Annotated in this window: 18 protein-coding genes; 16 read left to right on the forward strand and 2 right to left on the reverse strand. The window is 65.4% G+C overall.

The genetic code is table 11. The annotated features are described in order from the left end of the window. Positions 1–2 precede the first annotated feature (2 nt). The 3 genes from G6N68_RS32340 (at position 3) to G6N68_RS12375 (ending at position 5,174) form a co-directional block, all read left to right on the forward strand. Entirely contained in the window at positions 3–656 is a 654-nt protein-coding gene (locus G6N68_RS32340; RefSeq protein ID WP_443093976.1) for a PE family protein, read from the forward strand. Then, a complete protein-coding gene (locus tag G6N68_RS31475) occupies positions 644–4,417 on the forward strand; it encodes a PE family protein (RefSeq protein WP_443093977.1) in 3,774 nt (1,257 codons plus the stop codon). Before G6N68_RS32340 ends, G6N68_RS31475 begins: the two co-directional genes overlap by 13 nt. A gap of 304 nt (positions 4,418–4,721) precedes the next feature. After that, positions 4,722–5,174 (forward strand): DUF5709 domain-containing protein, encoded by a 453-nt coding sequence (locus G6N68_RS12375; protein WP_163712237.1) that lies wholly within the window; start codon positions 4,722–4,724, stop codon positions 5,172–5,174. On the opposite strand, the gene G6N68_RS12380 is transcribed toward G6N68_RS12375, so the two are convergent. Continuing rightward, the gene (locus G6N68_RS12380) at positions 5,175–6,707 is read right to left on the reverse strand and encodes a hypothetical protein (RefSeq protein WP_205351322.1); all 1,533 of its coding nucleotides are present in this window, start codon (positions 6,705–6,707) and stop codon (positions 5,175–5,177) included. Further along, positions 6,704–6,919, reverse strand: a complete 216-nt coding sequence (locus G6N68_RS12385; protein ID WP_163712240.1) for a hypothetical protein — start codon at positions 6,917–6,919, stop codon at positions 6,704–6,706. Before G6N68_RS12385 ends, G6N68_RS12380 begins: the two co-directional genes overlap by 4 nt. Before the next feature lie 225 nt (positions 6,920–7,144). On the opposite strand from G6N68_RS12385, the gene G6N68_RS12390 reads away from it, so the two are divergent. The 13 genes from G6N68_RS12390 (at position 7,145) to G6N68_RS12450 (ending at position 22,902) form a co-directional block, all read left to right on the forward strand. Further along, complete coding sequence (locus tag G6N68_RS12390) at positions 7,145–8,902, forward strand: PPE family protein (protein ID WP_163712242.1); 1,758 nt, start codon at positions 7,145–7,147, stop codon at positions 8,900–8,902. 309 nt (positions 8,903–9,211) lie between these two features. Continuing rightward, a protein-coding gene (locus G6N68_RS12395) for an IS3 family transposase (RefSeq protein WP_163712245.1) occupies positions 9,212–10,350 on the forward strand; the annotation gives its coding sequence in 2 pieces (ribosomal slippage) (positions 9,212–9,482 and positions 9,482–10,350; 1,140 coding nt in all). A 253-nt stretch (positions 10,351–10,603) separates the two neighbouring features. After that, complete coding sequence (locus tag G6N68_RS12400) at positions 10,604–10,921, forward strand: hypothetical protein (protein ID WP_163712248.1); 318 nt, start codon at positions 10,604–10,606, stop codon at positions 10,919–10,921. A gap of 323 nt (positions 10,922–11,244) precedes the next feature. Further along, positions 11,245–11,916 (forward strand): TetR/AcrR family transcriptional regulator, encoded by a 672-nt coding sequence (locus tag G6N68_RS12405; RefSeq protein WP_163712252.1) that lies wholly within the window; start codon positions 11,245–11,247, stop codon positions 11,914–11,916. A 415-nt stretch (positions 11,917–12,331) separates the two neighbouring features. Further along, complete coding sequence (locus G6N68_RS12410) at positions 12,332–13,045, forward strand: MlaE family ABC transporter permease (protein WP_371871694.1); 714 nt, start codon at positions 12,332–12,334, stop codon at positions 13,043–13,045. Position 13,046: 1 nt separating this feature from the next. Then, complete coding sequence (locus G6N68_RS12415) at positions 13,047–13,916, forward strand: MlaE family ABC transporter permease (protein ID WP_163712258.1); 870 nt, start codon at positions 13,047–13,049, stop codon at positions 13,914–13,916. A 5-nt stretch (positions 13,917–13,921) separates the two neighbouring features. Further along, complete coding sequence (locus G6N68_RS12420) at positions 13,922–15,232, forward strand: MCE family protein (RefSeq protein ID WP_163712262.1); 1,311 nt, start codon at positions 13,922–13,924, stop codon at positions 15,230–15,232. Next, positions 15,229–16,269, forward strand: a complete 1,041-nt coding sequence (locus tag G6N68_RS12425) for a virulence factor Mce family protein (RefSeq protein ID WP_163712264.1) — start codon at positions 15,229–15,231, stop codon at positions 16,267–16,269. Before G6N68_RS12420 ends, G6N68_RS12425 begins: the two co-directional genes overlap by 4 nt. Beyond that, positions 16,266–17,825 (forward strand): virulence factor Mce family protein, encoded by a 1,560-nt coding sequence (locus G6N68_RS12430; RefSeq protein ID WP_163712268.1) that lies wholly within the window; start codon positions 16,266–16,268, stop codon positions 17,823–17,825. The genes G6N68_RS12425 and G6N68_RS12430 overlap by 4 nt, the downstream gene beginning before the upstream one ends. 23 nt (positions 17,826–17,848) lie before the next feature. Next, positions 17,849–19,429 (forward strand): virulence factor Mce family protein, encoded by a 1,581-nt coding sequence (locus tag G6N68_RS12435; protein ID WP_371871695.1) that lies wholly within the window; start codon positions 17,849–17,851, stop codon positions 19,427–19,429. A gap of 56 nt (positions 19,430–19,485) precedes the next feature. Continuing rightward, the gene (locus G6N68_RS12440; protein ID WP_163712273.1) at positions 19,486–20,607 is read left to right on the forward strand and encodes a virulence factor Mce family protein; all 1,122 of its coding nucleotides are present in this window, start codon (positions 19,486–19,488) and stop codon (positions 20,605–20,607) included. Continuing rightward, positions 20,601–22,151 (forward strand): MCE family protein, encoded by a 1,551-nt coding sequence (locus G6N68_RS12445; protein ID WP_163712275.1) that lies wholly within the window; start codon positions 20,601–20,603, stop codon positions 22,149–22,151. Before G6N68_RS12440 ends, G6N68_RS12445 begins: the two co-directional genes overlap by 7 nt. A gap of 280 nt (positions 22,152–22,431) precedes the next feature. Then, the gene (locus G6N68_RS12450; protein WP_163712278.1) at positions 22,432–22,902 is read left to right on the forward strand and encodes a type II toxin-antitoxin system Phd/YefM family antitoxin; all 471 of its coding nucleotides are present in this window, start codon (positions 22,432–22,434) and stop codon (positions 22,900–22,902) included. The last annotated feature ends 218 nt before the right edge of the window (positions 22,903–23,120 follow it).

Here is a 23,120-nt window from a genome sequence, read left to right on the forward strand (position 1 = left end):
TGATGACTTTTCTGCTGGTTTCACCGGAGTTGGTGGCGGCTGCGGCTTCGGACGTGGCGGGTATCGGTTTGACAGTCTCTGCGGCGAATTCAGTTGCGGCGCAGGCGACGACGGGGTTGGTCAGCGCGGCCGCCGATGAGGTGTCGCGAGCGATTGCAGTGTTGTTCTCCGGGCATGCGGTCGGCTATCAGGAGTTGGCCGTGCAGGCCGCCGCGGTGCATGGGCAGTTCGTGCAGGCGTTGGCTGCCGGTGGGGTCGGTTATGCGACCGCGGAGGCGCTCAATGTCGGTCCGTTGCAGCCGCTTCTAGATCTGATCAATGCGCCCACCCAGCAGCTGCTGGGACGTCCGCTGATCGGTGATGGCGCCAACGCGGCGCCGGGTAGTGGTCAGGCCGGCGGGCTGGGTGGGTTGCTGTGGGGCAACGGGGGCCATGGCGGGTCGGGGGCGGCGGGGCAGCCTGGCGGTCGCGGTGGGGACGCGGGTCTGATTGGCGCGGGGGTGCTGGGGGCGCCGGGGGCGCCGGTGCGGCCGGCGGGGCCGGCGGGACCGGAGGGTGGCTATACGGTCCCGGTGGGGCAGGCGGCGCTGGTGGCAACAGTACGACGGCGGGAGGTATCGGTGGGGCCGGTGGGGCCGGCGGGGTGTCGCCGCTGATCGGCTACGGCGGCACCGGGGGTGCCGGCGGTATGGGCGGGCCCGGTGGTGGAGCGGGTGGCAACGGCGGTGCCGGCGGCAACGGCGGGCAATTCATCGGGGTGGGCGGCACGGGTGGTGCCGGCGGGGCGGGCGCCACCGGCACTGCCGGCGGGGCCGGCATGGACGGTGTGAGCGGTGGGGCGGGCGGCCACGGCGGGGCCGGCGGCAGCGCCGGCGTGGTGGGCATCGGCGGGGTCGGCGGGCTCGGCGGTGCCGGTGGGGACGGTGGTGCCGGCGGGGCCGGCGGCAATGCGCAGGTCGGCGGTGATGGTGGGGCCGGCGGTGCCGGCGGGGCCGGGGGTCGGGCAGGTCAAGCACCGCTGATCGGGCTGGGCGGCGATGGTGGCCATGGCGGGGCAGGCGGCAACGGCGGTGCCGGTGGGGCCGGCGGCAACGACACCCCGTCCTTTGCGGCCGCCAATGGCGGCGACGGCGGTGCCGGAGGGGCCGGTGGCGTGGGCGGGGCGGCCGCCGGGCTCACGGCGGCCGCGGGCAATGGCGGTGCCGGTGGTGCTGGTGGGGTGGCGGGCAACGGCGGTGTCGCGACCAACAATGGCCACAACGGCGGTAGTGGAGGTCGCGGCGGTGCCGGGGGGGCCGCCGGGACGGGCGGCAACGGCAGCAATTGGGCCATCAACGGCAACGGCGGGGCGGGCGGCAGCGGTGCGGCCGGCGGCGACGGTGGTCATGGCGCCGACGCCACCGGCACCCTGGCAGGCGGGGCCGGCGGCCATGGCGGTGACGGCGGCAATGCCGGGGCCGGCGGCAACAGCGGCATCGGTGGCGTCGGCGGGACGGCGGGTGCCTATGGCAACGGCGGCAACGGCGGTAACGGCAGCTACGGCGGTAACGGTGGCATTGCGGCCGCGAGCGCGGCTGGAGTGGACGGCGTCGCCGGGCCCGCCGGTGGGGCCGGTGGCAATGGCGGGGCCGGCGGCAACAGTGGGCCCGGTGGCATCAACGGCTCCGGCGGCAACAGTGGTAACGGCGGCATCGGGGGCACGGGCGGGGCCGGGGGGTCGGCTGATGACCCGGGCACCAAGGGTGGCAACGGCGGCATGGGCGGGACCGGCGGCAACGCCGGCATCGCAGGCATCGCCGGGACGGGAGGCGCCGGGGGCACCGACGGCATATCCGGCAATGGCGGCAAGGGCGGGTTGGGCGGCAACGGCGGCAACGGCGCCGCCGGAAAAGACGGCACCGCGATGACCACCATCAACGGCGGCACCGGCGGTGGCGGTGGGAACGGCGGCGAGGGCGGAACCGGGGGCTTGGCCGGCATCGGTGGCACCAACGGCAGCGGTGGTAACGGTGGCAACGGCGGACTCGGTGGAGTCGGTGGCAACGGCCTGTCCGACGGCGGTACTGATGGCGGCCCCGGCGGCAACGGCGGCACGGGTGGCACTGGCGGAGACGCCGGAAAAGCCGGCCTGGCCGGTGGGGGTGCTGGCGCCGCGGGAACCGTCGGCAAAGCGGGCATCGGTGGTGATGGCGGCACCGGCGGCAACGGCGGCTCCGCCGGCGACGGCGCCGACAACCCGAACGCAGACGGCGGACCCGGCGGCGCTGGCGGCGCCGGTGGCAACGGTGGGCGAGGCGGTCAGGGCGGCGCCGCCCACGGTGGAACCGCCGGCAACGGCGGCAAAGGCGGTAACGGCGCCAACGGCGGCAACGGCGGCCAAGGCGGCAAGGGGCCCACGTACGAGAGTGGCACCGGCCCTGGGGCCAACGGTGGGAACGGCGGAGACGGCGGAGCCGGAGGTGCCGGCGGTAACGCGGGCCAAGGTGGAGCTCCCGGCCTCGCCAACGCCGGTGGGACTGCGGGGACTAAGGGCGCAGGGGGCATCGCTGGTCACGGCGGCCATGGCGGCATCGGCGGCGACGGCGGTAACGGCGCAGATTCTTTTTGGGACTTCATGGGCGACAGCTGGTCCGGCGGCAACGGCGGCAACGGTGGTAAGGGCGGCACGGGCGGCAACGGCGGCAACGGAATCGACGGCGTCGGGGGCGGCAATGCCGGCAATGGGGGCGATGGCGGCAACGCTGGATTCGGTGGCACCGGCGGCGCACCCACTTTCATGCATGACGGAGGCCCCGGCGGCAACGGCGGCAACGGCGGCGCCGGCGGCAACGGCGGCAACGGCGGACTCGGCGGTGGTAAGGGCGGCAACGCAGGCGATGGCGGCGATGGCAACAAAGGCGGGACTGGTGGATCCGGCAATGAGGCCGCCGGCCAAGACGGAGGCCCCGGGGGCAAAGGTGGGGCCGGCGGCGCCGGCGGCCAGGGAGGCGACGGGTACGGCGCAATAGCAGGCAACGGCGGCAAGGGCGGCAACGGAGGCGCCGGGGGGGCCGGCGGTGCCGGCGCCGACTCATTGGTGACGGACGCGGACGACGGCGGAAAGGGGGGTGACGGCGGCGTCGGCGGCAAGGGCGGCAATGGAGGCACTTCGTTCGGTGCCACGGGAACGGGCAGTGGGATCGCCGGCGGCGGTGGAGACGCCGGCGACGGCGGTAACGGCGGCGGCGGCGGTGCTGGCGGCAAAGGCGGCGAAAGCACTGTTTTCAACGCAGGTAGCGGCGGGGCCGCCGGCATCGGCGGGAACGGTGGCAACGGTGGGCACGGCGGCGCGAACGGCGGCAGGGGTGGACACGGCGGTGACGGCGGTGACGGCGGCAACGGCGGCAAGGGCAACGGCACTAGCAGCCACCGTGGCGGCCATGGCGGCACCGGTGGCAACGCCGGTAATGGTGGCAACGGCGGCAACGGCAACGGCGCCATCGCCGGCATGGGCGGCAACGGGGGTACCGGCGGCAGCGGCGGCGACGGCGGCAATGCCTCGTGGTCCGGCCTGGTCGGCGTGTCCTATGAGGGCGGCAGCGGCGCTGCCGGCGGCAATGGCGGCAATGGCGGCGATGGCGGCATCTCCCCGGGCTTCGGCGAGGGCCATGGCGGCAGCGGCGGCGACGGTGGCGAGGGTGGTAGCGGCGGCAACGGCGGGGACGCCGGCACAGCAGTCAACGGTGGCGCCGGCGGCAACGGCGCCTCAGGCGGCAGCGGAGGCAACGGCGGTAACGCGGGCTTTACCGGCGGCGCCGGCGGCCAGGGCGGCAGTGGCGCCGATGGTGGTGCCGGTGGCCACGGCGGCAGCGGCGATGGCCCCGGCTTAAACGGCTGGAACGGTGGCAACGGTGGCAACGCCGGCAATGGTGGCAACGCCGGCAACGGCGGCAATGGCGTTGGCGCCGCCGGTGGCCACGCTGGCTTCGCCGGCAACGGGGGCAACGGGGGCAACGGCGGCTTCGGTAACCCGGATGACGGTCCGCCCAACAACAACGACGGCGGCAACGGTGGCAACGGCGGCAACGGCGGCAACGGCGGCAACGGCGGAACCGCCCTCGGCGGCGGCGCCGGCGGCACCCCTACGGCCGGTGGGACTGGTGGAAATGGCGGCACCGGCGGTTATGGCGGTACAGCCTCACCGGCGACAATGGCAACGGCGGACTCGGCGGCAACGGCGGCAACGGCGGAACCGGCGGCAGTGGAACGATGCCCAACGTCTCCGGCGCCAAAGGCGGCAACGGCGGCAGCGGTGGAAGTGGCGGCAACGGTAATACGAAGGGCGACTCCAAGTACTGGGGCGACGGCGGTAAAGGCGGCGGCGGCGGCGACGGCGGTACCGGCGGCAAGGGCGGCAACGGGGGAGCCGGCTTTGTAGGCGCCATCGGAAGCAGCGGCGCCGGACCCAGCGGCACCACCGGCGGCGACGGGGGGGACGGCGGCAAGGGCGGAAACGGCGGCAACTAATACCTCGCCAGCACCCCGCGAGCAGACGCAATCTTGTACGGAAACGGCCCGAACAGTACGAGTTTGCGTCTGCTCGCCGGCCTTTTCGTGGCGCGCCAGTGTGTCGGGCACTTGGGACCAATGTCCCGGCGCCAATAGTGTCTTTGCGCCCTATGTCCTGACGGCAGGAAGCGGCAACATGGCCACTGACACACGGCGAAAGGGGTTGTCAGGCCATGAGCGGTCGGAATTTCGGCACGGTGCCGTCGGCGGACGAGTACAGCAAGCCGGACGATAATCAGCTGCAGCCCGAGGACACGCTGATCGATCGCGGTGTCGACGACATGCTCGACGAGGGGTATTCGCCGCCGGAGCGAGCGTACGGACCGGGCGCCTGGGCAGCTGAAACCCTCGATCAGCACCTTGCCGAGGAAGAGCCGGACCCGGTGTCGCGCCTCAATCACCCGCTCGACGAAGAAGAGCTACAACGTTCGGACGAGGCCGAACGCGAGGCCGAGTTTCCGGAGTGGCGTGAGGTCGGAGGGCCGCGGGCCGGCCGACTTGTCGCGCCGGACATGGGATTTGGCGAAGACACGGAGGCGGAGCTGGTGGCCGATGACGTGGGCATCAGCGGGGGAGCAGCCTCTGCCGAAGAGGCCGCCGTCCACATCATCGACAACGGCGACTAGTCAGCCAAGCCCACTTCGCTCGGTAGCGAGCGAGCCAGCGATATCGGCGTGATCGGTATTGACGGCTTGCCGGGCAAGACGGTCCCGCAACGCATCTGGGATCTCGTCACGACGCTCAACTAGTGCGTCCCACACCTTCTGCGGGGTCTCCTCGGTGAGCGCGGCGACAACATCGTCGACGTTGTCCATGCCGTCGATGAGTTCGAGTACGCGGCGTCGGCCCTGCGAATCCTGGGCGAGGGCGAGGTTGATCAGGGCTTCGATATGTTCGCCGCGAGCCGCCGCGTTCACCGCAGACATGATCTGCTGATCGGTCAGATCGTCGAGATACGAAGCCAGGACCGGGATGGCGGTATCCGGGAGTGAAGCGACCAGCGGAAGGGTGTCTGTCCACAGGTCGTGCTGGGCGCAAGTGGTCAACACGTTGAGCAGCACGTTCGGGTCCTGCATGACGGGCAGCGCAGCCATGCGTCGGCGGTCGTCATCGCTCATTGCCATCGCGATAGGAATCAGGGACTCCCACTCGTCGGCCGCATCGGCTTCACGAATGAGCTCACCCATTCGCTCCGCGGGCTCCTGAGCGACTCGCGCGGCGATGAATTCTCGCTGCGCACATGGCAATTGAGCTGCCAACGGGAGCAGATCAAGCCACAACCCTCGGTTCAACGCCACATCAAGAATCGCGGTCAGAGTGGACTCCCGGTGTACCGCAGGATGTTGTGTGAAGACTTCGAGACTCTCTCGGCTCATCGCCCGCGTGACCGGCAGCAGTGCGTCCCATGCCTCGAGGCGGTCCACCGCGTGAATCAATCCTTCGAGAACCGCGTCTCCCAATGATGCAGCAATGTCGCCGATGCGGCCCTTGTTGTGGGGACCGACATTGTCGAACAGGTCGATCGCCTGTGCCCACAAGTCATTCTCGTGTGCCGCGCGGACGATGCCCGGCAGCCGGTCGCTGATGATGTCGACCATGTTGTCGAGGCGAGATTTCTCCTCGAGCAGAAAACCGATGCGCAGCAGGTCGGCGTCTCCCATCACGGGTGCTGCCGCACGCAGTGACGGATCCGGTAGGACCCCTACGAAGCGACCCATCGTGACGTGGTCGTCGCGCTGGAGTAATTGCTTGGCGACCTCGGCAATCACCCGTGGTGGCATGGCGCTGATCAACGACGCCGCGCGACGCGGATCGAGTTGGACCGCGGTCTCGGCGAGAAACGGCGTGGGCAGTTGCTCCGCAATGGCGACGCCGCGGGACGGCTCCAACATGCCGGCGATGGATGCACACAGCCGTGGCCCGAATGCGTGTCGTGCTGCCTTGGCGCTGATGGCGACTGGCACGAGCTTGCTGGCTGCCGCGACGCGCTTTAGCCGTGCGGCATCGGCGTCAAACAACCGTTCGGTGACCTGCTCACGGAAGGCACGCAACGACTCGTGGGGCAGGTCCAGCAGAAAGTCGAGGTCGTGCGGGTTCTCGACGTTGAGCAGCCGAGCAAGTTTGGTGATTTCCGCCAACTTGGCCAGCTGCTCGCTCACAGCCCAAGCGCCTTGCGTACCGCCGGACGGAGCAACCGCGGGGTGTGGTCGAGCGATGCGTTGATCGATTTGGTCAACGTTTGCGCGCGACGTTCCAGCGTGGTTTCGAGAAGCGTGTTTAGCTCCTGTAGCTGCGCGGGGGGCAGGCTCTCGAACCCGTCGGGAAGGGGAGCGCGCAATGTGCGAGAGAGTTCCTCTGCGACTTCAGACATCGTTGTCTCCTGTCGGGTTGCTGGTGGATTGTATCGCCACCACGGCCCACTTCCTCGCCACTGCCTACCGCCCACCAAGTCAGGTAACCGGTAAGGCTGAGTACGCAAGCGGCAACTGCATCCGGAATCAGGTAACCCACTACTCAAGCCCCTCTAATCGTTCGGCGCGAGGCTGTTTCCACCGGTCGCCCGTGGCGCCGGGATAGCCAGGCAGGAGGGCTCGACGTGGCGAATTTCGCGGTGCTGCCGCCGGAAATCAATTCATTGCGCATGTTCACCGGTGCCGGTTCGGCGCCCATGTTGAGCGCGGCCGCTGCTTGGGACGGCTTGGCTTCAGAGCTGGGGATTGCTGCGTCGTCGTTTTCGGCGATCACTTCGGGCATAGCGGGTCAGGCTTGGCAGGGTCCGGCTTCGGCCACGATGGTGGCCGCGGCAGCCCCGTATACGGCGTTCTTGAACGCTGCGGCGGCTCAAGCCGCGGGGGCGTCCGCCCAGGCCAAAGTGGTGGCTAGCGTGTTTGAGGCCGCGCGCGCCGCCACGATTCATCCATTGGAGGTGGCGGCCAACCGCCATGCGTTCGTCCAACTGGTGCGGTCAAACTTCTTGGGGCTCAACGCTCAAGCGATCATGGCGTGCGAGAGCCTGTACGAGGGGATGTGGGCCGCCGACGTCTCGGCGATGGCGGCTTATCACTCCGGGGCATCGTCGGCCGCGGCGAACCTGATTTCGATACCGGCCAGCCTGCAGCAGTTTTTGCAGAGCCTGCCGAATCTAGGGGTCGGCAACAGGGGCAACGGCAACCTTGGCAGCGGCAACACTGGCGACGGCAATGTCGGCTTCGGAAACAGCGGGGTGGGGAACAGCGAACTCGTCCCTCCACAGTCGGGCAACAACAACATCGGCTCGGGTAACAACGGCAGCAACAACATTGGCGGCGGAAACCACGGCAGTTACAACATTGGCTTCGGCAACTTCGGCAACGGGAACATCGGCTTCGGAAACAGTGGCCCCTCCGACCTTTTCAACCCAGACCTGTTCAGTTTTCACCCATCGCCGGGCAACAACAACGTGGGCATGGGCAACTTCGGCAGCAACAATTTTGGGCTCGGAAACACCGCTGACGGCAACATAGGTGGCGGGAACACCGGCAATGGAAACATCGGTGCGGGGAACGCCGGCCACGGAAACTTCGGCTTCGGAAACACGGGCAACAACAACGTTGGAATCGGGCTCAGCGGCGACAACCAGTTCGGTATCAACTTGGCCGGGCTGCTGAACTCGGGCAGCGGCAATATCGGGTTTGGCAATTCGGGCACCAACAACATCGGCTTCTTCAACTCCGGTACCGGCAACATCGGTATCTTCAGCTCGGGCGTCAATGACGTATTCCCTGGCGCCATCAACAGTGTCGGCATCGGCAACGCCGGCACCGGCCTCTTGGGTTTTGGGAACTCGGGTGCCGGAAACGTCGGCTTCTGGAACTCCGGCTTCCTGAACACCGGCCTCGGCAACGCGGGGTCGATGAATACCGGCGGTTGGAACGGGGAAAACCTCAACACCGGCTTCGGTAACTCGGGTGAGGCGAACACGGGCTTTGGCAACTCGGGCCACATCAACACGGGCTTCTGGAACTCAGGCTACGTAAACACCGGCTTCGGGTTTGCCACTGACAACGGTTACGCGGGGCTAGGCACGACCGCTAATTCGGGGTTGTTCAACGAAGGTGGCGGGATCTCGGGGTTCGGCAACAAGTTCAGCGGTGGTTCGTTCGAAAGTGGTGGTTCGTCTGGCTTCTTCAACAAGGCCACCGGAGGGTCGATCATCAGCGGCGCAATCTCGGGCTTCTTCAACACCGGTGTCACCGGCGCGATAGGCGCCTTCCCGAGCGGGATTTTCAGCGGCTTTATTTCAGGCTTTGGCAACACGGGGATTGGTATCCCCGGCTTCTTGAGCCTTGCTGCCCTGGCGATACATGCCAACTGACCGAATTGGTTGTGCGGTAGCGGAATTGGCTATGGTCAGGTCCGAAAGCGGACATGACCAACTGCAGATATGGGGCGATGGAGATCCCGGTCGCCGACGTGGCTGTCGAGGGGTGATGCCATCGCTTGCGGTCAGGATCCCCCGGTCAGCGTGCCGGTCTCCTGCTGGTGATCTCGAAAGTAGTTCGTATAACCCACATCTGGATCACGCTTAAACGTGGCGGCAAGTGTGAGGTGAGCCCGTCGTAGTGGTCCAGTCGTTGTGGGACTCTGATGCCCGAGTGTTCGGGCAGGAAGAATCGACGACGACATGGCAACGAACAAGCGCCGGCGGCACACGCCGGATCAGATCATCCGCAAGCTCGCCGAGGGCAACAAGCTCCTTGGAACCGGGCAGCAACTCAGCGAAGTGTGTCGCCACCTCGAGATCACCGAGTCGACCTGGCATCGCTGGGTCGCCCAGTACGGCGGGATGAAGGCCAGCGACGCCAAACGCCTCAAGGAACTTGAGGCCGAGAACGCCAGGCTCAAGAAGCTGGTCGCCAACCAGGCCCTTGACATCGACATGCTCAAGGAGATCTCGTCGGGAAACTTCTGACCCCGAACCGCAAGCGCAGCGCCGCGGCGATGCTGCGCGAGCGGTTCGGGGTCTCCGAACGGCGGGCGTGCGCGGTGGTCGGCATCCACCGTTCCACCATGCGTCTGCAACCAGCGCCGATCAGCGATGAGGAGGCCCAATTGCGGGCCTGGCTACGCGCGTTCTCCACCCAGCGGCCCCGCTGGGGATGGCGCCGTGCTGCGATCGCGGCACGGCGAGCTGGCTGGAAGGTCAACAACAAGCGCATCCGCCGCCTGTGGCGCGAGGAAGGCCTGCGGGTTCCGCAGCGCCGCAGGAAGAAACGCTTGACCGGCATCGGTGCGCAGGTCGGGGCGATGTGCCCGATCCGCCCGAATGCGATCTGGGCGATGGACTTTCAGTTCGACACCACCGCCGACGGACGAACGTTGAAGATGCTCAACGTAATCGATGAGTTCACCCGCCAAGCCCTGGCGATCGAAGTCGACCGGGCCATCAACGCCGACGGCGTGGTCGACGTTCTCGATGCTCTGGCCCTGATGCATGGGGCACCGGCCTACGTGCGGTTCGACAACGGACCCGAGTTCATCGCCCATGCTGTCAACGACTGGTGCCGCTTCAACGGCACCGGCTCGCTATTCATCGATCCCGGATCCCCCTGGCAGAACGCCTGGATCGAGTCATTCAACGGCCGACTGCGCGACGAGCTACTCAACTCCTGGCGCTTCGACTCCCTGCAAGAAGCCCAAATCATCATCGAAGATTGGAGAATCGACTACAACGCCAACCGGCCTCACTCCGCCCACAATGGGCTCACCCCAGCCGAGTTCGCCCTACAGTGGACCACGACCCACCAACCGCAAGCCGCATAGCGACTGGACCATCAAACGGGTCCCCCTCAAGTGTCGTAAGCCTCCGGCGCTGGCTTGGTGAGGTGCGCTGGCCGGTGCCTGGATTGGACGGATTCGTTTCCGCAACGAATGCGGGAGTCGAGGTACGTGGAATTCAAAATTCTTAGATCGACTTAAGGCCCTTTCGGGAGCGATATTCCGGACGTAGTGTCAGATTGGTTCGCAGTTTTCCCAGCACGCGGACCACCGGCACACTCGGTAAGGAAGTACGTAGATGTTAAACAGCCTTGCGGTCCACAACAACGGCTTCTCTCAGCAGCGCGTGCACGACGCTGAACTGCTAAAGAAGTCTGGGGCACACAAGCTCGTCGTCGCAGACAGCGACGGCAACTGCTTGGCGTTTGTCTTGGCCTGGGACAGCTTCGACTACGACGCTGAGACCGACACCTATATCTGCATTGCCGAGGCCGATGGCAGAGAGCTGATGACTATGTACACCGCCGGCGAAGTGAAGTCAGTGCCTAATTCGAATCTGTATGTCGTCACTGCACCCGCTGGGGTTCATCGCGACAAAGTGTTGAAGGCCTTATGAGTTGCCGGACGGCATGTAGACGCCGACCGTCGGCGTTCGCTTGTTCCTATGCGTCTAGGAGGCGTCTAGGAGGCGTCTAGGAATACCGCCGCGGTTCGCACACTTACTGATCTCCGTGGCTGACGCGTGGGCGCGGCCTGCGACGAACGGCGGACGGCCATGCCCGTAGCTGGCCAACCGACCCGGTCATCCAGCGGCCTGATGGCGGGCTGGTGTCGGCGAGCCAACGGCAGACACGGTAACTGGGTAGGGCCGAATGTGTGTGTCAAGGGGCTATGATAGACCGTTCGTACGGTTAGTTTGATGATTCCGAAGGGTGGCAGATGCCGAGATCGCCTGGCCGGCGCGGTGAGATCCTCGACGCCTTTGTTCGCTATGTCGCCGAACGCGGTTATGACAGAACGAACATTGGTGATATCGCCGACGAGCTGGGGATGTCCAAGGGCACCATCGTCCATCACTTCGGCACCAAAGCGCAGATGCTGCGGGAGCTGGAGGAGACTCACCTCGCGCGCCAACTCGAAGCGCTCCGCATGGCCTGGGACCGCTTGAGTGCGCCGCACGAGCGTATCGCCGCGATCATTCACACCTCGGTTTTGTTTCAGGTGATCGAACGCAACGCGACGGTGGCAAGCCAGCGCGAGGTGGTCCAGCTGTCTGATGACCCAGCCATGCAGCAAGTGCGCAAACTCCGGGATCAATTGCAGGAACTGACAATTGACGAAATTCGTGCCGGTGTGGAGTGCGGGTTGTTCCGCAGCGTGAACGTCGAGTTGGCAGCGCTGCAACTGTGGGGATCGCTGGAGTGGATGTGGGTGTGGTTCAACCCGGCCGACTCCCGGACGCCCGAGCAAGTGGGGGCCGCTTTCGTCGATGTCTTCCTCGGCGGACTGCTGCTCGACCGGTTCGAGCTTAGTAAGTGGGCCGACCCTGCCGCGGACTTCGTCTCGGTGGTGCGCGACTGCATTGCCGCGGTCACCAACCCGGCGGAGTAGTCGACTCGCTTCAAGAAGCACTGTGCGCGTGCGCATTTAATGCTGACGCCGTGCGCGTCAAGTAAACAGCCCTGCCCCAGGTTCTTCAGGTTCTGGCTGGAATCGTCGTCCCTGCGAAACCCGTTTTCGCGGTAGAGCCTAGCCCGAATCTAGATTATTGACTGACCGTACGGTCTAATGCGATAGTTGGCCTCGTGTCGCACACGAGGGCGATTTGGGGCCCTGGATCAGACACCGGAGCGGCCCGCCGGCACCATTGGGCCGCCCCGGCAGCAGTCGATGCGCTAGGTCGGAGATCGCTCCGAGGACGGTCGCGCCGGAGCTGGGAACGCCGATGACCGCCTCGAACGCGTTTGTCGGCAAACTTGGCCACCGGCTGGCGCCCGGGGCGGAGGTGGCCGGCGGGTTCTTCCGCATGTGCGTATTGACGGCAAAAGCGTTGGCGCGGCCGTTCGAGTGGCGTGAGTTCATCTGGAACGGCTGGTTCCTGATGCGAGTGTCGTTGCTGCCCACCATTGCCGTGGCCATACCGGAAACCGTGCTGCTCATTTTCACGCTGAATGTGCTACTGGCCGAGTTCGGTGCCGCCGACGTCTCCGGTGCCGGCGCCGGGATCGGTGCGGTCACCCAGCTCGGGCCGATCGTGACGGTGCTGGTGGTCGCCGGGGCCGGGGGTACCGCGATCTGCGCCGACCTGGGCGCACGAACCATCCGCGAGGAGATCGACGCTCTCGAGGTGCTCGGCATCGACCCGATCCACCGCCTGGTCGTGCCCCGCGTCGTCGCCTCCACGATCGTCGCGGTGCTGCTCAACGGCCTGGTGATCGCCGTCGGGCTCGGCGGCGGCTACCTCTTCAGCGTGTACTTGCAGAACGTTTCGAGCGGGGCCTACCTGTCCACGCTGACAGCGCTCACCGGCCTGCCCGAGGTCGTGATCGCGTTCGTCAAGGCGGCGACGTTCGGCCTGATCGCCGGCCTGGTCGGCTGTTACCGCGGGCTTATCGTCAAGGGCGGATCCAAGGGGTTGGGTACGGCCGTCAACGAGACCGTGGTGTTGTGCTTCATCGCGCTGTTCGCGGTCAACGCGGCTCTGACCACCATCGGTGTGCGGTTCGGAACAGGGCATTGACATGGTTGCGACGACCGCGCTGCAAAATCGCTTCCCGCGCACCGCTGCCACGGTCAGTCGATACGGCGACGCCCCTGCCCGGCACATGGTGGAAATCGGGCAGATGGTCTGGTTCGCCGTGAGCGCCATCGCTCAGATCCCGTTTGCGCTGACCCGCTACCGCCGAGAGTTCATTCGCATGATTGCCCAGATGGGGATGGGCACCGGCGCGATGGCGGTAGCCGGCGGCACCGCCGCCATCGTCGGCTTCATCACCCTGTCCGCAGGCTCACTGGTCGCCATCCAGGGGTTCGCGTCGTTGGGCAACATCGGCGTCGAGGCATTCACCGGCTTCTTGGCCGCGATGGTCAATGTGCGGTTTGTGGCACCGGTGGCCGCTGGTCAGGCGTTGGCCGCCACGGTCGGCGCTGGTGCCACCGCGGAACTGGGCGCCATGCGCATCAGCGAGGAAATCGACGCGCTGGAAGTGATGAGCATCAGGTCGATCGCCTACCTGGTGTCCACCCGGGTGGTGGCGGGTCTCGTCGTCATCATTCCGCTCTACGGGCTGGCTATCACCCTTGCTTTTCTGTCGGCCCAGGCCACCACGGTGCTGTTCTACGGGCAGTCGCCCGGCACCTACAACCACTACTTCCACACCTTCCTGCGACTCGACGACGTGGCTTGGTCGTTCGCGGAGGTGATCCTGGTTGCGGTCGTGGTAATGACCACCCACTGCTACTACGGCTACACCGCCAAGGGCGGGCCGGTCGGCGTCGGTGAAGCGGTGGGTCGGTCGATGCGGCTGTCGCTGATCACCATCGTCATTGTGGTCGTACTGACCGCCATGTCGGTCTACGGCAAGAACCCGAACTTCAATCTCACCGTCTAGCCGCCATGCCCGTCCCGCCGAAATCGCACCCGCCGCGCATTCCGCCGTACAAAACGGCGACGGTGGTGTTCTTCTTGGTCGTCGCGCTGGTCTTGACCTTCGTGTGGTTTCAGTTTCGCGGGAAGTTCACGCCCACAACGCGTTTGACGATGATCGCACCCCGGGCCGGCTTGGTGATGGATCCAGGCTCGAAGGTCACCTACAACGGAGTGGAAATCGGACGGGTGGCCGACATTTCACAGATCCGGCGCGACGACGGCACTCCGGGAGCCAAGTTCGCCCTGGACGTCAATCCGAAATACATCCCCCTGATTCCGGCCAACGTAACGGCGAATATCAAGGCGACCACGGTGTTCGGCAACAAGTTCGTCGCGTTGACCTGGCCGGACCACCCGGTGGAGGAACGCATCTCGCCGCGGCATGTCATCAAAGCCAACGAGGTCACGACGGAGTTCAACACCTTGTTCGACACGTTGGTCTCGATCACCGAGAAGGTGGATCCGGTCAAGCTGAATTTAACGCTGGCTGCCGCCGCGGAGGCGTTGGCCGGCTTGGGCGACAAGTTCGGGGAGTCAATTGTCAACGGAAACGCCATCCTCGACGACATCAACCCGCAAATGCCGCAGATTCGCTATGACATTCAGCGGCTTGCTGCACTGGGCGACATCTACGGCGACGCTGCACCGGAGTTGCTCGATTCCCTGAACAACGCCGTCATCACGGCGCGCACGCTGCACCGCCAGGAAGCCGAATTGGACGCCGCGCTACTGGCCGCGACCGGGTTGGGCAACACCGGCGAAGACATTTTTGCCCGCGGCGGGCCTTACCTGCAGCGAGGGCTCGCAGATCTGGTGCCCACCGCCCAGCTGCTCGATACCTACAGCCCCTCCTTCTACTGCACCATCCGTAATTACCACGACGCCGAGCCCGCAGGGTACGACACCTCGGGCGGAGGAAACGGCTACTCGCTCAAGACGATGACCGCGCTGACGTCGGGTTTGGGGGGCATGCTCACCCTCCCCGGATTGGCCGGCACGGTGCTGACCCAGGGATTGCTGGGTCTTGCGGGAGTGGTAGGCGGAGCGCCGAATCCCTATGTGTATCCCGAGAATCTGCCGCGGGTGAATGCTCGCGGAGGTCCTGGCGGCGCACCCGGCTGCTGGCAGCCGCTCACCCGTGATCTATGGCCGGCGCCGACCTTGGTGGTGGACACCGGCGCCAGCCTCGCACCGTACAACCACCTAGATACCGGTTCCCCGTACGCAATCGAGTACGTGTGGGGCCGTCAAGTCGGAGACAACACGATCAACCCATGAAAATCGCCGGCACCGCAATCAAATTCAGCATCGTCTCACTGGTGCTGGCGCTGATCACTGCCACGATCGTCGTGGTGTTCGCCCAGATGCGCTTCAACAAAACCAACAGCTATGTCGCCGAATTCGACAACGGCAGCGGGCTGCGCAACGGGCAGTTCGTCCGTGCCTCCGGAGTGGAGGTCGGCAAGGTCAAGAACGTGTCGCTGATCGACGGTGGCGAGCGGGTACGGGTGGAGTTCGAGGTCGATCGGTCGATACCGCTTTATGAGTCGACCACCGCACAGATCCGCTATCTCGACCTGCTGGGCAATCGTTTCTTGGAACTCAAACGCGGCACTGGCGATGGCGCAGACCAGGTCTTGCCGGCGGGCGGAATGATCCCGCGATCTCGAACGTCGCCGGCGCTGGATCTCGATGCCCTCATCGGTGGTTTTAAACCGCTGTTCCGGGCACTCGACCCGGACAAGGTCAACACGATCGTGTCTGCCATCGTCACCGTGTTTCAGGGTCAGGGCGGCACCATCAGCGACATCCTCGACCAGACCGCGAGCGTAACCGCGCACCTTGCCGAAAGCGACCGGGCGATCGGCGAGGTGGTCGACAACCTCAACGTCGTGCTGGACACCACGGTCAGGCATCGCAAGGAGTTCGACCAGACGGTCGACGATTTCGAACGGCTCATCAGCGGGCTGCGCAATCACGCCGACCCGTTGGCCGCCGGCACGGCAAACATCAGCAACGCCTCCGGAACGGTAGCCGCGTTGCTGGCGGACAACCGCGGCTTGCTGCACAAGGAAATCAACTACCTCGAGACGCTGCAGCAGCCGCTGATCGACCAAAAAGACCAACTCCGCGACCTGATTCACAAAACACCGACCGCGCTCAACCTGATTGGACGCAGCATCGGCCTCTATGGCGACTGGGTGAACTTTTACGTGTGTGACCTGACCATCAAGTGGAACGGGCTGCAACCGGGCGGCCCGGTTCGCACGGTCAAACTCTGGCAGCAGCCGACCGGTAGGTGCACGCCGCAATGAGAACGCTGACCGATTTCAACCGGGGCCGTGTCGGGCTGATAGGTATCTCCGTGCTGGTCCTGGTCGTCATCGTCGGACAGAGTTTCACCAGTGTCCCGATGATGTTCGCCAGCCCAGCCTATTACGGGCAGTTCACCGACAGCGGTCAGCTGAACAAGGGCGACAAGGTGCGCATAACCGGTGTCGATGTGGGCCGGGTGGAGGCGTTGGAGATCGCCGGCAACCACGTCTTGATCAAGTTCTCCATCGGCAGCAACACCATTGGCACCGAGAGTCGACTCGCGATCAAGACCGACACCATTCTGGGTAAGAAGGTGCTCGAGATCACGCCGCGCGGAAACCAAACTCTGCAGCCCGGAGGGGTTTTGGCGTTAGGCCAAACCACCACCCCCTATCAGCTCTACGACGCGGCTTTCGACATCACCCGAGCCGCAAGCGGCTGGAACGTCGACACCGTCAAGCTGTCGCTCAACGTGATCTCGCAAACCATCGATGAGACCTATCCGCATCTGAGTGCCGCGCTCGACGGTTTGGCCCGTTTCTCCGACACCATCGGCAAACGTGATGAACAGGTCAAACACCTACTCGCTCAGGCGAATAAGGTCGCCAGCGTCCTCGGCGACCGCAGCGAACAGATCAATCGGTTACTGGTCAACGCGAAGACGCTGCTGGCCGCGTTCAACGAACGTGGCCGGGCCATTGACGCGCTGTTGGGAAACATTTCCGCGGTATCGAGCCAGGTGCAGGGATTCATCAACGACAACCCGAATCTCAACTTTGTGCTGGAGCAATTGCACACCCTCACCGACGTGCTGGTAGAGCAGCGCGATGACTTGGCCCAAACCCTCACTTTCGCAGGGCAATTCGCCGCGGGTTTGGGCGAATCCGTCGCCTCCGGACCGTACTTCAAGATTGTCCTATCCAATCTGCTGCCGTACTGGATGTTGCAGCCGTTCGTGGATGCCGCCTTCAAGAAGCGTGGCATCGACCCGGAGGACTTCTGGCGCAGCGCCGGCCTGCCCGCGTTCCGCTGGCCGGACCCCAACGGCACCCGTTTCCCCAACGGTGCACCGCCGCCCGCACCGCAGGTGCTGGAAGGCACCCCGGATCATCCGGGGCCGGCCGTGCCCCCGGGAACGGCGTGTTCGTATGTGCCAGCGGCTGATGCGCTGCCACGGCCGTGGAATCCGTTGCCGTGCGCGGGTGTTGACGCAGGTCCGTTCGGAGGCAGTTTCCCGGCACCACTCGATGTTCAGACATCTCCGCCGAACCCGAACGGCCTACCACCGACGCCGGGGATTCCGATCGCCGGCCGGCCCGGTGCGGCGCCACCGGACGTCCCGGGCACCCCGGTACCGCTGCCACCCAACGCTCCGCCGGGTGCGCGCACCGAGAATCTGCAACCGGCCGGTCCCGTTCCGCCACCGTCGACCTTCGCGCCCGGACTGCCGCCGGGGCCGCCCGCGCCGCCCGGGCCCGGGCAGCAACTGCCCGCCCCGTTCATCACCCCAGGTGGCGTGGGAGGCAGCGGCATCACCGGAGGGAGCCAGAATTGACCAGCGTCTTGGATATCCGCCGAATGCCGGTGGGGAAGATCGTTGCAGTGCTGGTGGTGGGCCTGGCCCTCGTTGCCGGGTACCAGGGTTTGCAGTACTACCAGTCATTGACGACCAACACCGTCGTCGCCTATATCCCCGAGGCGAACGCGCTCTATCCCGGGGACCGGGTCCAGATCATGGGCATCCGCGTCGGCTCAGTCGACAAGATCGAACCGGCCGGCAACAAGATGCGAGTCACGTTTCACTACAACAACAACTACAAGGTGCCCGCGAACGCGTCCGTCGTGATCCTGAACCCAACGCTGGTGGCGTCGCGCAGTATTCAGTTGGAGCCGCCCTACAACGGTGGTCCGGTGATGGCCGACAACGCGGTGATCCCCATCGAGCGTGCCCAAGTGCCGACGGAGTGGGATGAACTACGCGGCAGCGTCGCCCACATCATCGACAAACTCGGTCCGACTCCCGACCAACCCAAGGGCCCCTTCGGCGACCTGATCGAATCGTTGGCCGACGGGCTCGCAGGGAAGGGCAAGCAGATCAACACCACGCTGGAAAGCTTGTCGCAGTCGCTTACCGCACTGAACCAGGGCCGTGGCGACTTCTTCGCCGTAGTGCACAGCCTGGCGCTTTTCGTCAATGCCCTGCACAAGGATGATCAACAGTTTGCAGCGTTGAACGACAACCTGGCTCAGTTCACCGACCGATTGACGTCCTCCGACCGCAATCTGGCCAACGCGATCCAGCAATTCGACGGCCTGCTCGCCACATTGCGTCCGTTCTTGACCGAGAACCGCGAGGTGCTGGCCCGCGACATCGACAACCTCGCCACGCTGACCACCACGCTCGTCCAACCCGAACCGCTGAATGGGTTGGAGACCGCGCTGCACGTTCTGCCGACTCTGGAGATGAACCTCAGCCAGATCTACCACCCGTCCCACGGGACACTCATGTCGATCCCGGCGATCCCCAACTTTGCGAACCCAATGCAGTTCATGTGCAGCATGATTCAGGCCGGTAGCCGACTGGGCTACCAAGAGTCCGCCGAACTGTGTGCACAGTACTTGGGGCCGATTCTCGACGCGATCAAGTTCAACTACCTGCCGTTCGGGCTGAATCTGTTCAGCACCGCGGAGGTCCTGCCCAAACACGTCGCCTACTCCGAGCCCCGGTTGCAGCCGCCGAACGGATACAAGGACACGACCGTCCCTGGCATCTGGGTGCCCGATACGCCGCTGTCGCACCGCAACACCCAACACGGCTGGGTCACCGCGCCGGGCATGCAAGGCGTCCAGGTGGGTCCGATCACGGCGGGCCTCCTGACCCCCGAATCCCTGGCGGAACTGATGGGCGGCCCGGATGCCGTCGTCCCACCGTCAGGGCTGCAGACGCCGCCGGGCCCGCCGAACGCATATGACGAATACCCGGTGTTGCCGCCCATCGGCTTGCAGGCCCCGCAGGTACCGATACCGCCACCGCCACCTGCACCGGGTGTGATCCCCGGACCGGTCCCTCCGACGCCCGCGCCGGTCGCTCCGGGGCCTGCCCCTGTCGGACCGCCACTTCCCGCCGAAGCCGCCGTGTCGACGGGACTGGGCTCGTGAGCGGCGTTGCGGCCCTGAGGAATTGGGCTGTGCGGACTCGGCATGGGTGTCGGCGCATGTCGGCTGTGCTGGCGGTGGCCCTGGTGCTGACGTCGTGCGCGGACTGGCGCGGCATCGCGAATGTGCCGATGCCCGGCGGACCCGGTAGTGGTCCCCACTCCTACACCATCTACGTGCAGATGCCGGACACGTTGGCGTTGAACAACAACAGCAGGGTGCGGGTGGCCGACGTCTTTGTCGGCACGGTGCGCGCGATCGAACTGAAGAACTGGGTGGCGACGCTGACCCTAAACCTGGACAGAAGCGTCAAGTTGCCCAAGAACGCCACGGCGAAGATCGGGCTGACCAGCCTGTTGGGTTCTCAGCACGTAGAACTCGGCGTTCCGCCCAACCCCGTCTCGGAGCTGAAGGACGGCGACACCATCCCGCTCGCTCATTCGTCGGCTTACCCCACCACCGAGCAGACGCTGGCCAGTATCGCCACCATCCTGCGCGGGGGTGGCATCCCGAACGTTGAATCACTGCAGAACGAGGTCTACAACATTCTGAACGGCAGAGCCGGCCAGATCCGTGCCTTCCTCGACAAGCTGGACACATTCACCGCCCGACTCGACGAGCAACGCCGTGACATCACCCGCGCCATCGATTCCACCAATCGGCTGCTGACGTATGTGGGTTCTCGCGCCGACGTGCTGGATCGGGTTCTCACCGAATTCCCGCCGCTCATAAAACATTTCGCCGCCAAACAGAACCTGCTGATCGAAGCTGTCGACGCGGTAGGCGGGCTGGGCGAGGTCGCCGACCAATACCTGTCCGCTTCGCAAGCTGACCTGCACCAAGCTTTGCTTGCCCTGCAATGCCCGTTGCGGGAACTCGGGCGCGGTTCGCCAAAACTGATCCGTGCGCTCAAGCTGCTAATCGTCCGCCCGTTCGATGTCGATGCAGTGCCCAAGGCATTCCGCGGCGACTACTTCAACCTGTCGCTGACGCTCGACTTGACCCTCAGCGCGATCGACAACGCAGTCCTCACCGGCACCGGATTCTCCGGAGCGCTGCGTGCGCTCGAGCAATCGTGGGGACGGGATCCCGAAACGATGATCCCGGACGTCAGGTACACCCCGAACCCGAACGACGTTCCGGGCGGCCCGTTGGTCGAAAGGGCGGACAGACAATGCTGACCCGCTTCGTCTGGCGCCAACTGATCCTGTTCGGCCTGATCAGTCTGGTCACGGCGATTGCACTCGGCTGGTATTACCTACGGATTCCGAGTGCGATGGGGATCGGCCAGTACACGCTGAAGGCTGAACTGCCGTCGTCGGGTGGCCTGTACCGGACGGCCAACGTGACGTATCGCGGCCAGACCATCGGCAGGGTGACCGCTGTGGAACCCCTCGAGCGGGGAGCGGAAGTCACCATGAGCATTGCCAACCGCTACAAGATCCCGATCGACGCGTCGGCGAATGTACATTCGGTGTCCGCGGTCGGTGAGCAGTATCTGGACCTGGTGTCGACCGGAAACCCGGACCACTACTTTCAGCCGGGCCAGACCATCCGAAACGGCACGGTGCCCACTGAGATCGGACCGGCGCTGGACGCCGCTCAACGCGGGCTAGCCGCGATTCCCGCGGACAAGATCGCCGGGGTGCTCGACGAAACAGCCCAAGCGGTAGGCGGATTGGGCCCTGCGCTGCAGCGCCTGGTCGATGCGACTCAGGCTCTCGCGGGCGATTTCAAGACCAACATCTCCGATGTCAACGACATCATTCAAAACTCGGCGCCGATCCTGGACAGCCAGATCAATTCGGGCGACGCGATCCGGCGCTGGTCGCGCAACCTGGACATCCTGGCCGCGCAGGCGGCGGAAACCGACCCGTCCCTGCAACGCATCCTGACTCAGGCGGCGCCGACAGCTGATCAGGTCAACGAGGTATTCGGTGACGTCCGCGAGTCGCTGCCGCAGACCCTGGCGAACCTCGCGATCGTGCTGGAGATGCTCAAGCGCTACAACAAGGGCATCGAGCAACTATTGGTGTCCTATCCGCAGGGCGCCGCGGAAGGTCAGACCGTAACGGCGCCATTTCCCGGATACGCGACGCTCGACACCGCACTGACGATCAATCAGCCCCCGCCCTGTCTGACCGGCTTTTTGCCGCCGTCTCAGTGGCGGTCGCCGGCCGACACCAGTCTGGCGCCGATGCCGTCCGGAACCTACTGCAAGATTCCCCAGGACACTCCGGCCAACGCGGTGCGCGGGGCGCGCAACCTTCCATGTGTGGATGTGCCGGGGAAGCGGGCCGCGACACCGCGGGAGTGTCGGGACCCCAACCCGTATGTTCCGCTGGGCACCAATCCTTGGTATGGCGAACCCAACCAACTTCTCACCTGCCCGGCGGCCGCCGCACGCTGTGATCAACCGGTGAAGCCAGGTTTTGTGATCCCGGCGCCGTCGGTCAACAACGGCATGAATCCCGCACCAGCCGACCGGGTACCGGGGACGCCTCCGCCGGTCAGCGACCCGTTGTCGCGGCCGGGATCTGGTGTCGTGCAATGCAATGGACAACAGCCCAACCCGTGTGTCTACACACCGGGCGCTCCTCCTGCCGCCGTATACAACCCGCAGCGTGGCGAGCTCATAGGTCCGGACGGAGTCAAATATTCCGTCGAAAACTCAACCAAGACAGGCGATGACGGATGGAAGGACATGCTGTCGCCGCCGAGCTGATTCTGCGTCCAACAGGTACTCGTTCTAATTGTGCGTGGCTTAAGCGCTTTTCGTGTTGGTGTGGAGTCGTTGACGACGCGCTCGCCGCGCGGCTGGCATTGTCCGCCGTCAGGGGACAGGGGAAAAGATTGGCTGTACTGACCGCACGTACAGTCATATACTTGACCCGATGATTCCTCAGAGGTTGGCGCCCGTCGAGTGCCCTAATTCGGAGCGCACTCCGGTGCTGTGCCAGCTTGTCGATTCTTCGCCACCGACTGGCCGCCCTGATCCGAGTGAAATGCGGGAAGTAATTGGTCTGACCCAACTCCGGAGTGACGCGTGTACGTATCTCGAGCGGGTCGCCGCAGGGGAGACGATCGGCATCGTCCGCCGTGGCAAGTTGGTGGCACGCATGTCGCCGGTGGGGGACGGGCGGGGTGCGCCGATTCCTCCGCGATCTGTCAAAGACGGGTCGGAACCCGGCGGGTGGGTCGGTCTTGACGAACTGCGCAAGCGCGCTGGGCGCTGCTTCGATCGGGTTGCGGCCGGCGAGACGATCTATGTTGTGCGCGGCGGACGGTTGCTGGCGCGCATCGTGTCCGTCGACGACTCGGGGATGGCCCCGGGGCCGACGGACCGCGGTGGCGAAATCGACCTTGACGAACTGCGTAAGCGTGCGGGTCGCTACTTCGACCGGGTTGAGGCGGGACAGACGATCGAGGTCCGCCGCGGCGGCAAGGTGGTCGCGCGGATCGTCTCGGTGGCCTAAACGGACTCTTGTCGGCGGACACCTGGCTCGTCACTTCTCTGACGATCTCGGTGCGTCGGGTGGCCGAGGTTCTACTTGCAGTGTCACAACGTCGACGCTCAGATTCGCAAACCAATTCCGCTGACGACCCGTTGTGCTTCGGTTGCCCGCCCCTCATTTGACTGCAATTTCCGAAAAAGCCGGACGGTGCTTAAACGACTGTTGAATAATCGATCTCG

Source organism: Mycobacterium bourgelatii, from assembly GCF_010723575.1.
Lineage (GTDB): Bacteria > Actinomycetota > Actinomycetes > Mycobacteriales > Mycobacteriaceae > Mycobacterium > Mycobacterium bourgelatii.

Coding starts and splice junctions, on each gene's coding strand:
- G6N68_RS12425 (WP_163712264.1), top strand. CDS start 15,229: ATGAAAATCGCCGGCACCGCAATCAAATTCAGCATCGTCTCACTGGTG.
- G6N68_RS12375 (WP_163712237.1), top strand. CDS start 4,722: ATGAGCGGTCGGAATTTCGGCACGGTGCCGTCGGCGGACGAGTACAGC.
- G6N68_RS12430 (WP_163712268.1), top strand. CDS start 16,266: ATGAGAACGCTGACCGATTTCAACCGGGGCCGTGTCGGGCTGATAGGT.
- G6N68_RS12415 (WP_163712258.1), top strand. CDS start 13,047: ATGGTTGCGACGACCGCGCTGCAAAATCGCTTCCCGCGCACCGCTGCC.
- G6N68_RS12410 (WP_371871694.1), top strand. CDS start 12,332: ATGTGCGTATTGACGGCAAAAGCGTTGGCGCGGCCGTTCGAGTGGCGT.
- G6N68_RS12435 (WP_371871695.1), top strand. CDS start 17,849: ATGCCGGTGGGGAAGATCGTTGCAGTGCTGGTGGTGGGCCTGGCCCTC.
- G6N68_RS12400 (WP_163712248.1), top strand. CDS start 10,604: ATGTTAAACAGCCTTGCGGTCCACAACAACGGCTTCTCTCAGCAGCGC.
- G6N68_RS12450 (WP_163712278.1), top strand. CDS start 22,432: ATGCGGGAAGTAATTGGTCTGACCCAACTCCGGAGTGACGCGTGTACG.
- G6N68_RS12445 (WP_163712275.1), top strand. CDS start 20,601: ATGCTGACCCGCTTCGTCTGGCGCCAACTGATCCTGTTCGGCCTGATC.
- G6N68_RS12440 (WP_163712273.1), top strand. CDS start 19,486: ATGTCGGCTGTGCTGGCGGTGGCCCTGGTGCTGACGTCGTGCGCGGAC.
- G6N68_RS12385 (WP_163712240.1), bottom strand. CDS start 6,919: ATGTCTGAAGTCGCAGAGGAACTCTCTCGCACATTGCGCGCTCCCCTT.
- G6N68_RS12420 (WP_163712262.1), top strand. CDS start 13,922: ATGCCCGTCCCGCCGAAATCGCACCCGCCGCGCATTCCGCCGTACAAA.
- G6N68_RS12405 (WP_163712252.1), top strand. CDS start 11,245: ATGCCGAGATCGCCTGGCCGGCGCGGTGAGATCCTCGACGCCTTTGTT.
- G6N68_RS32340 (WP_443093976.1), top strand. CDS start 3: ATGACTTTTCTGCTGGTTTCACCGGAGTTGGTGGCGGCTGCGGCTTCG.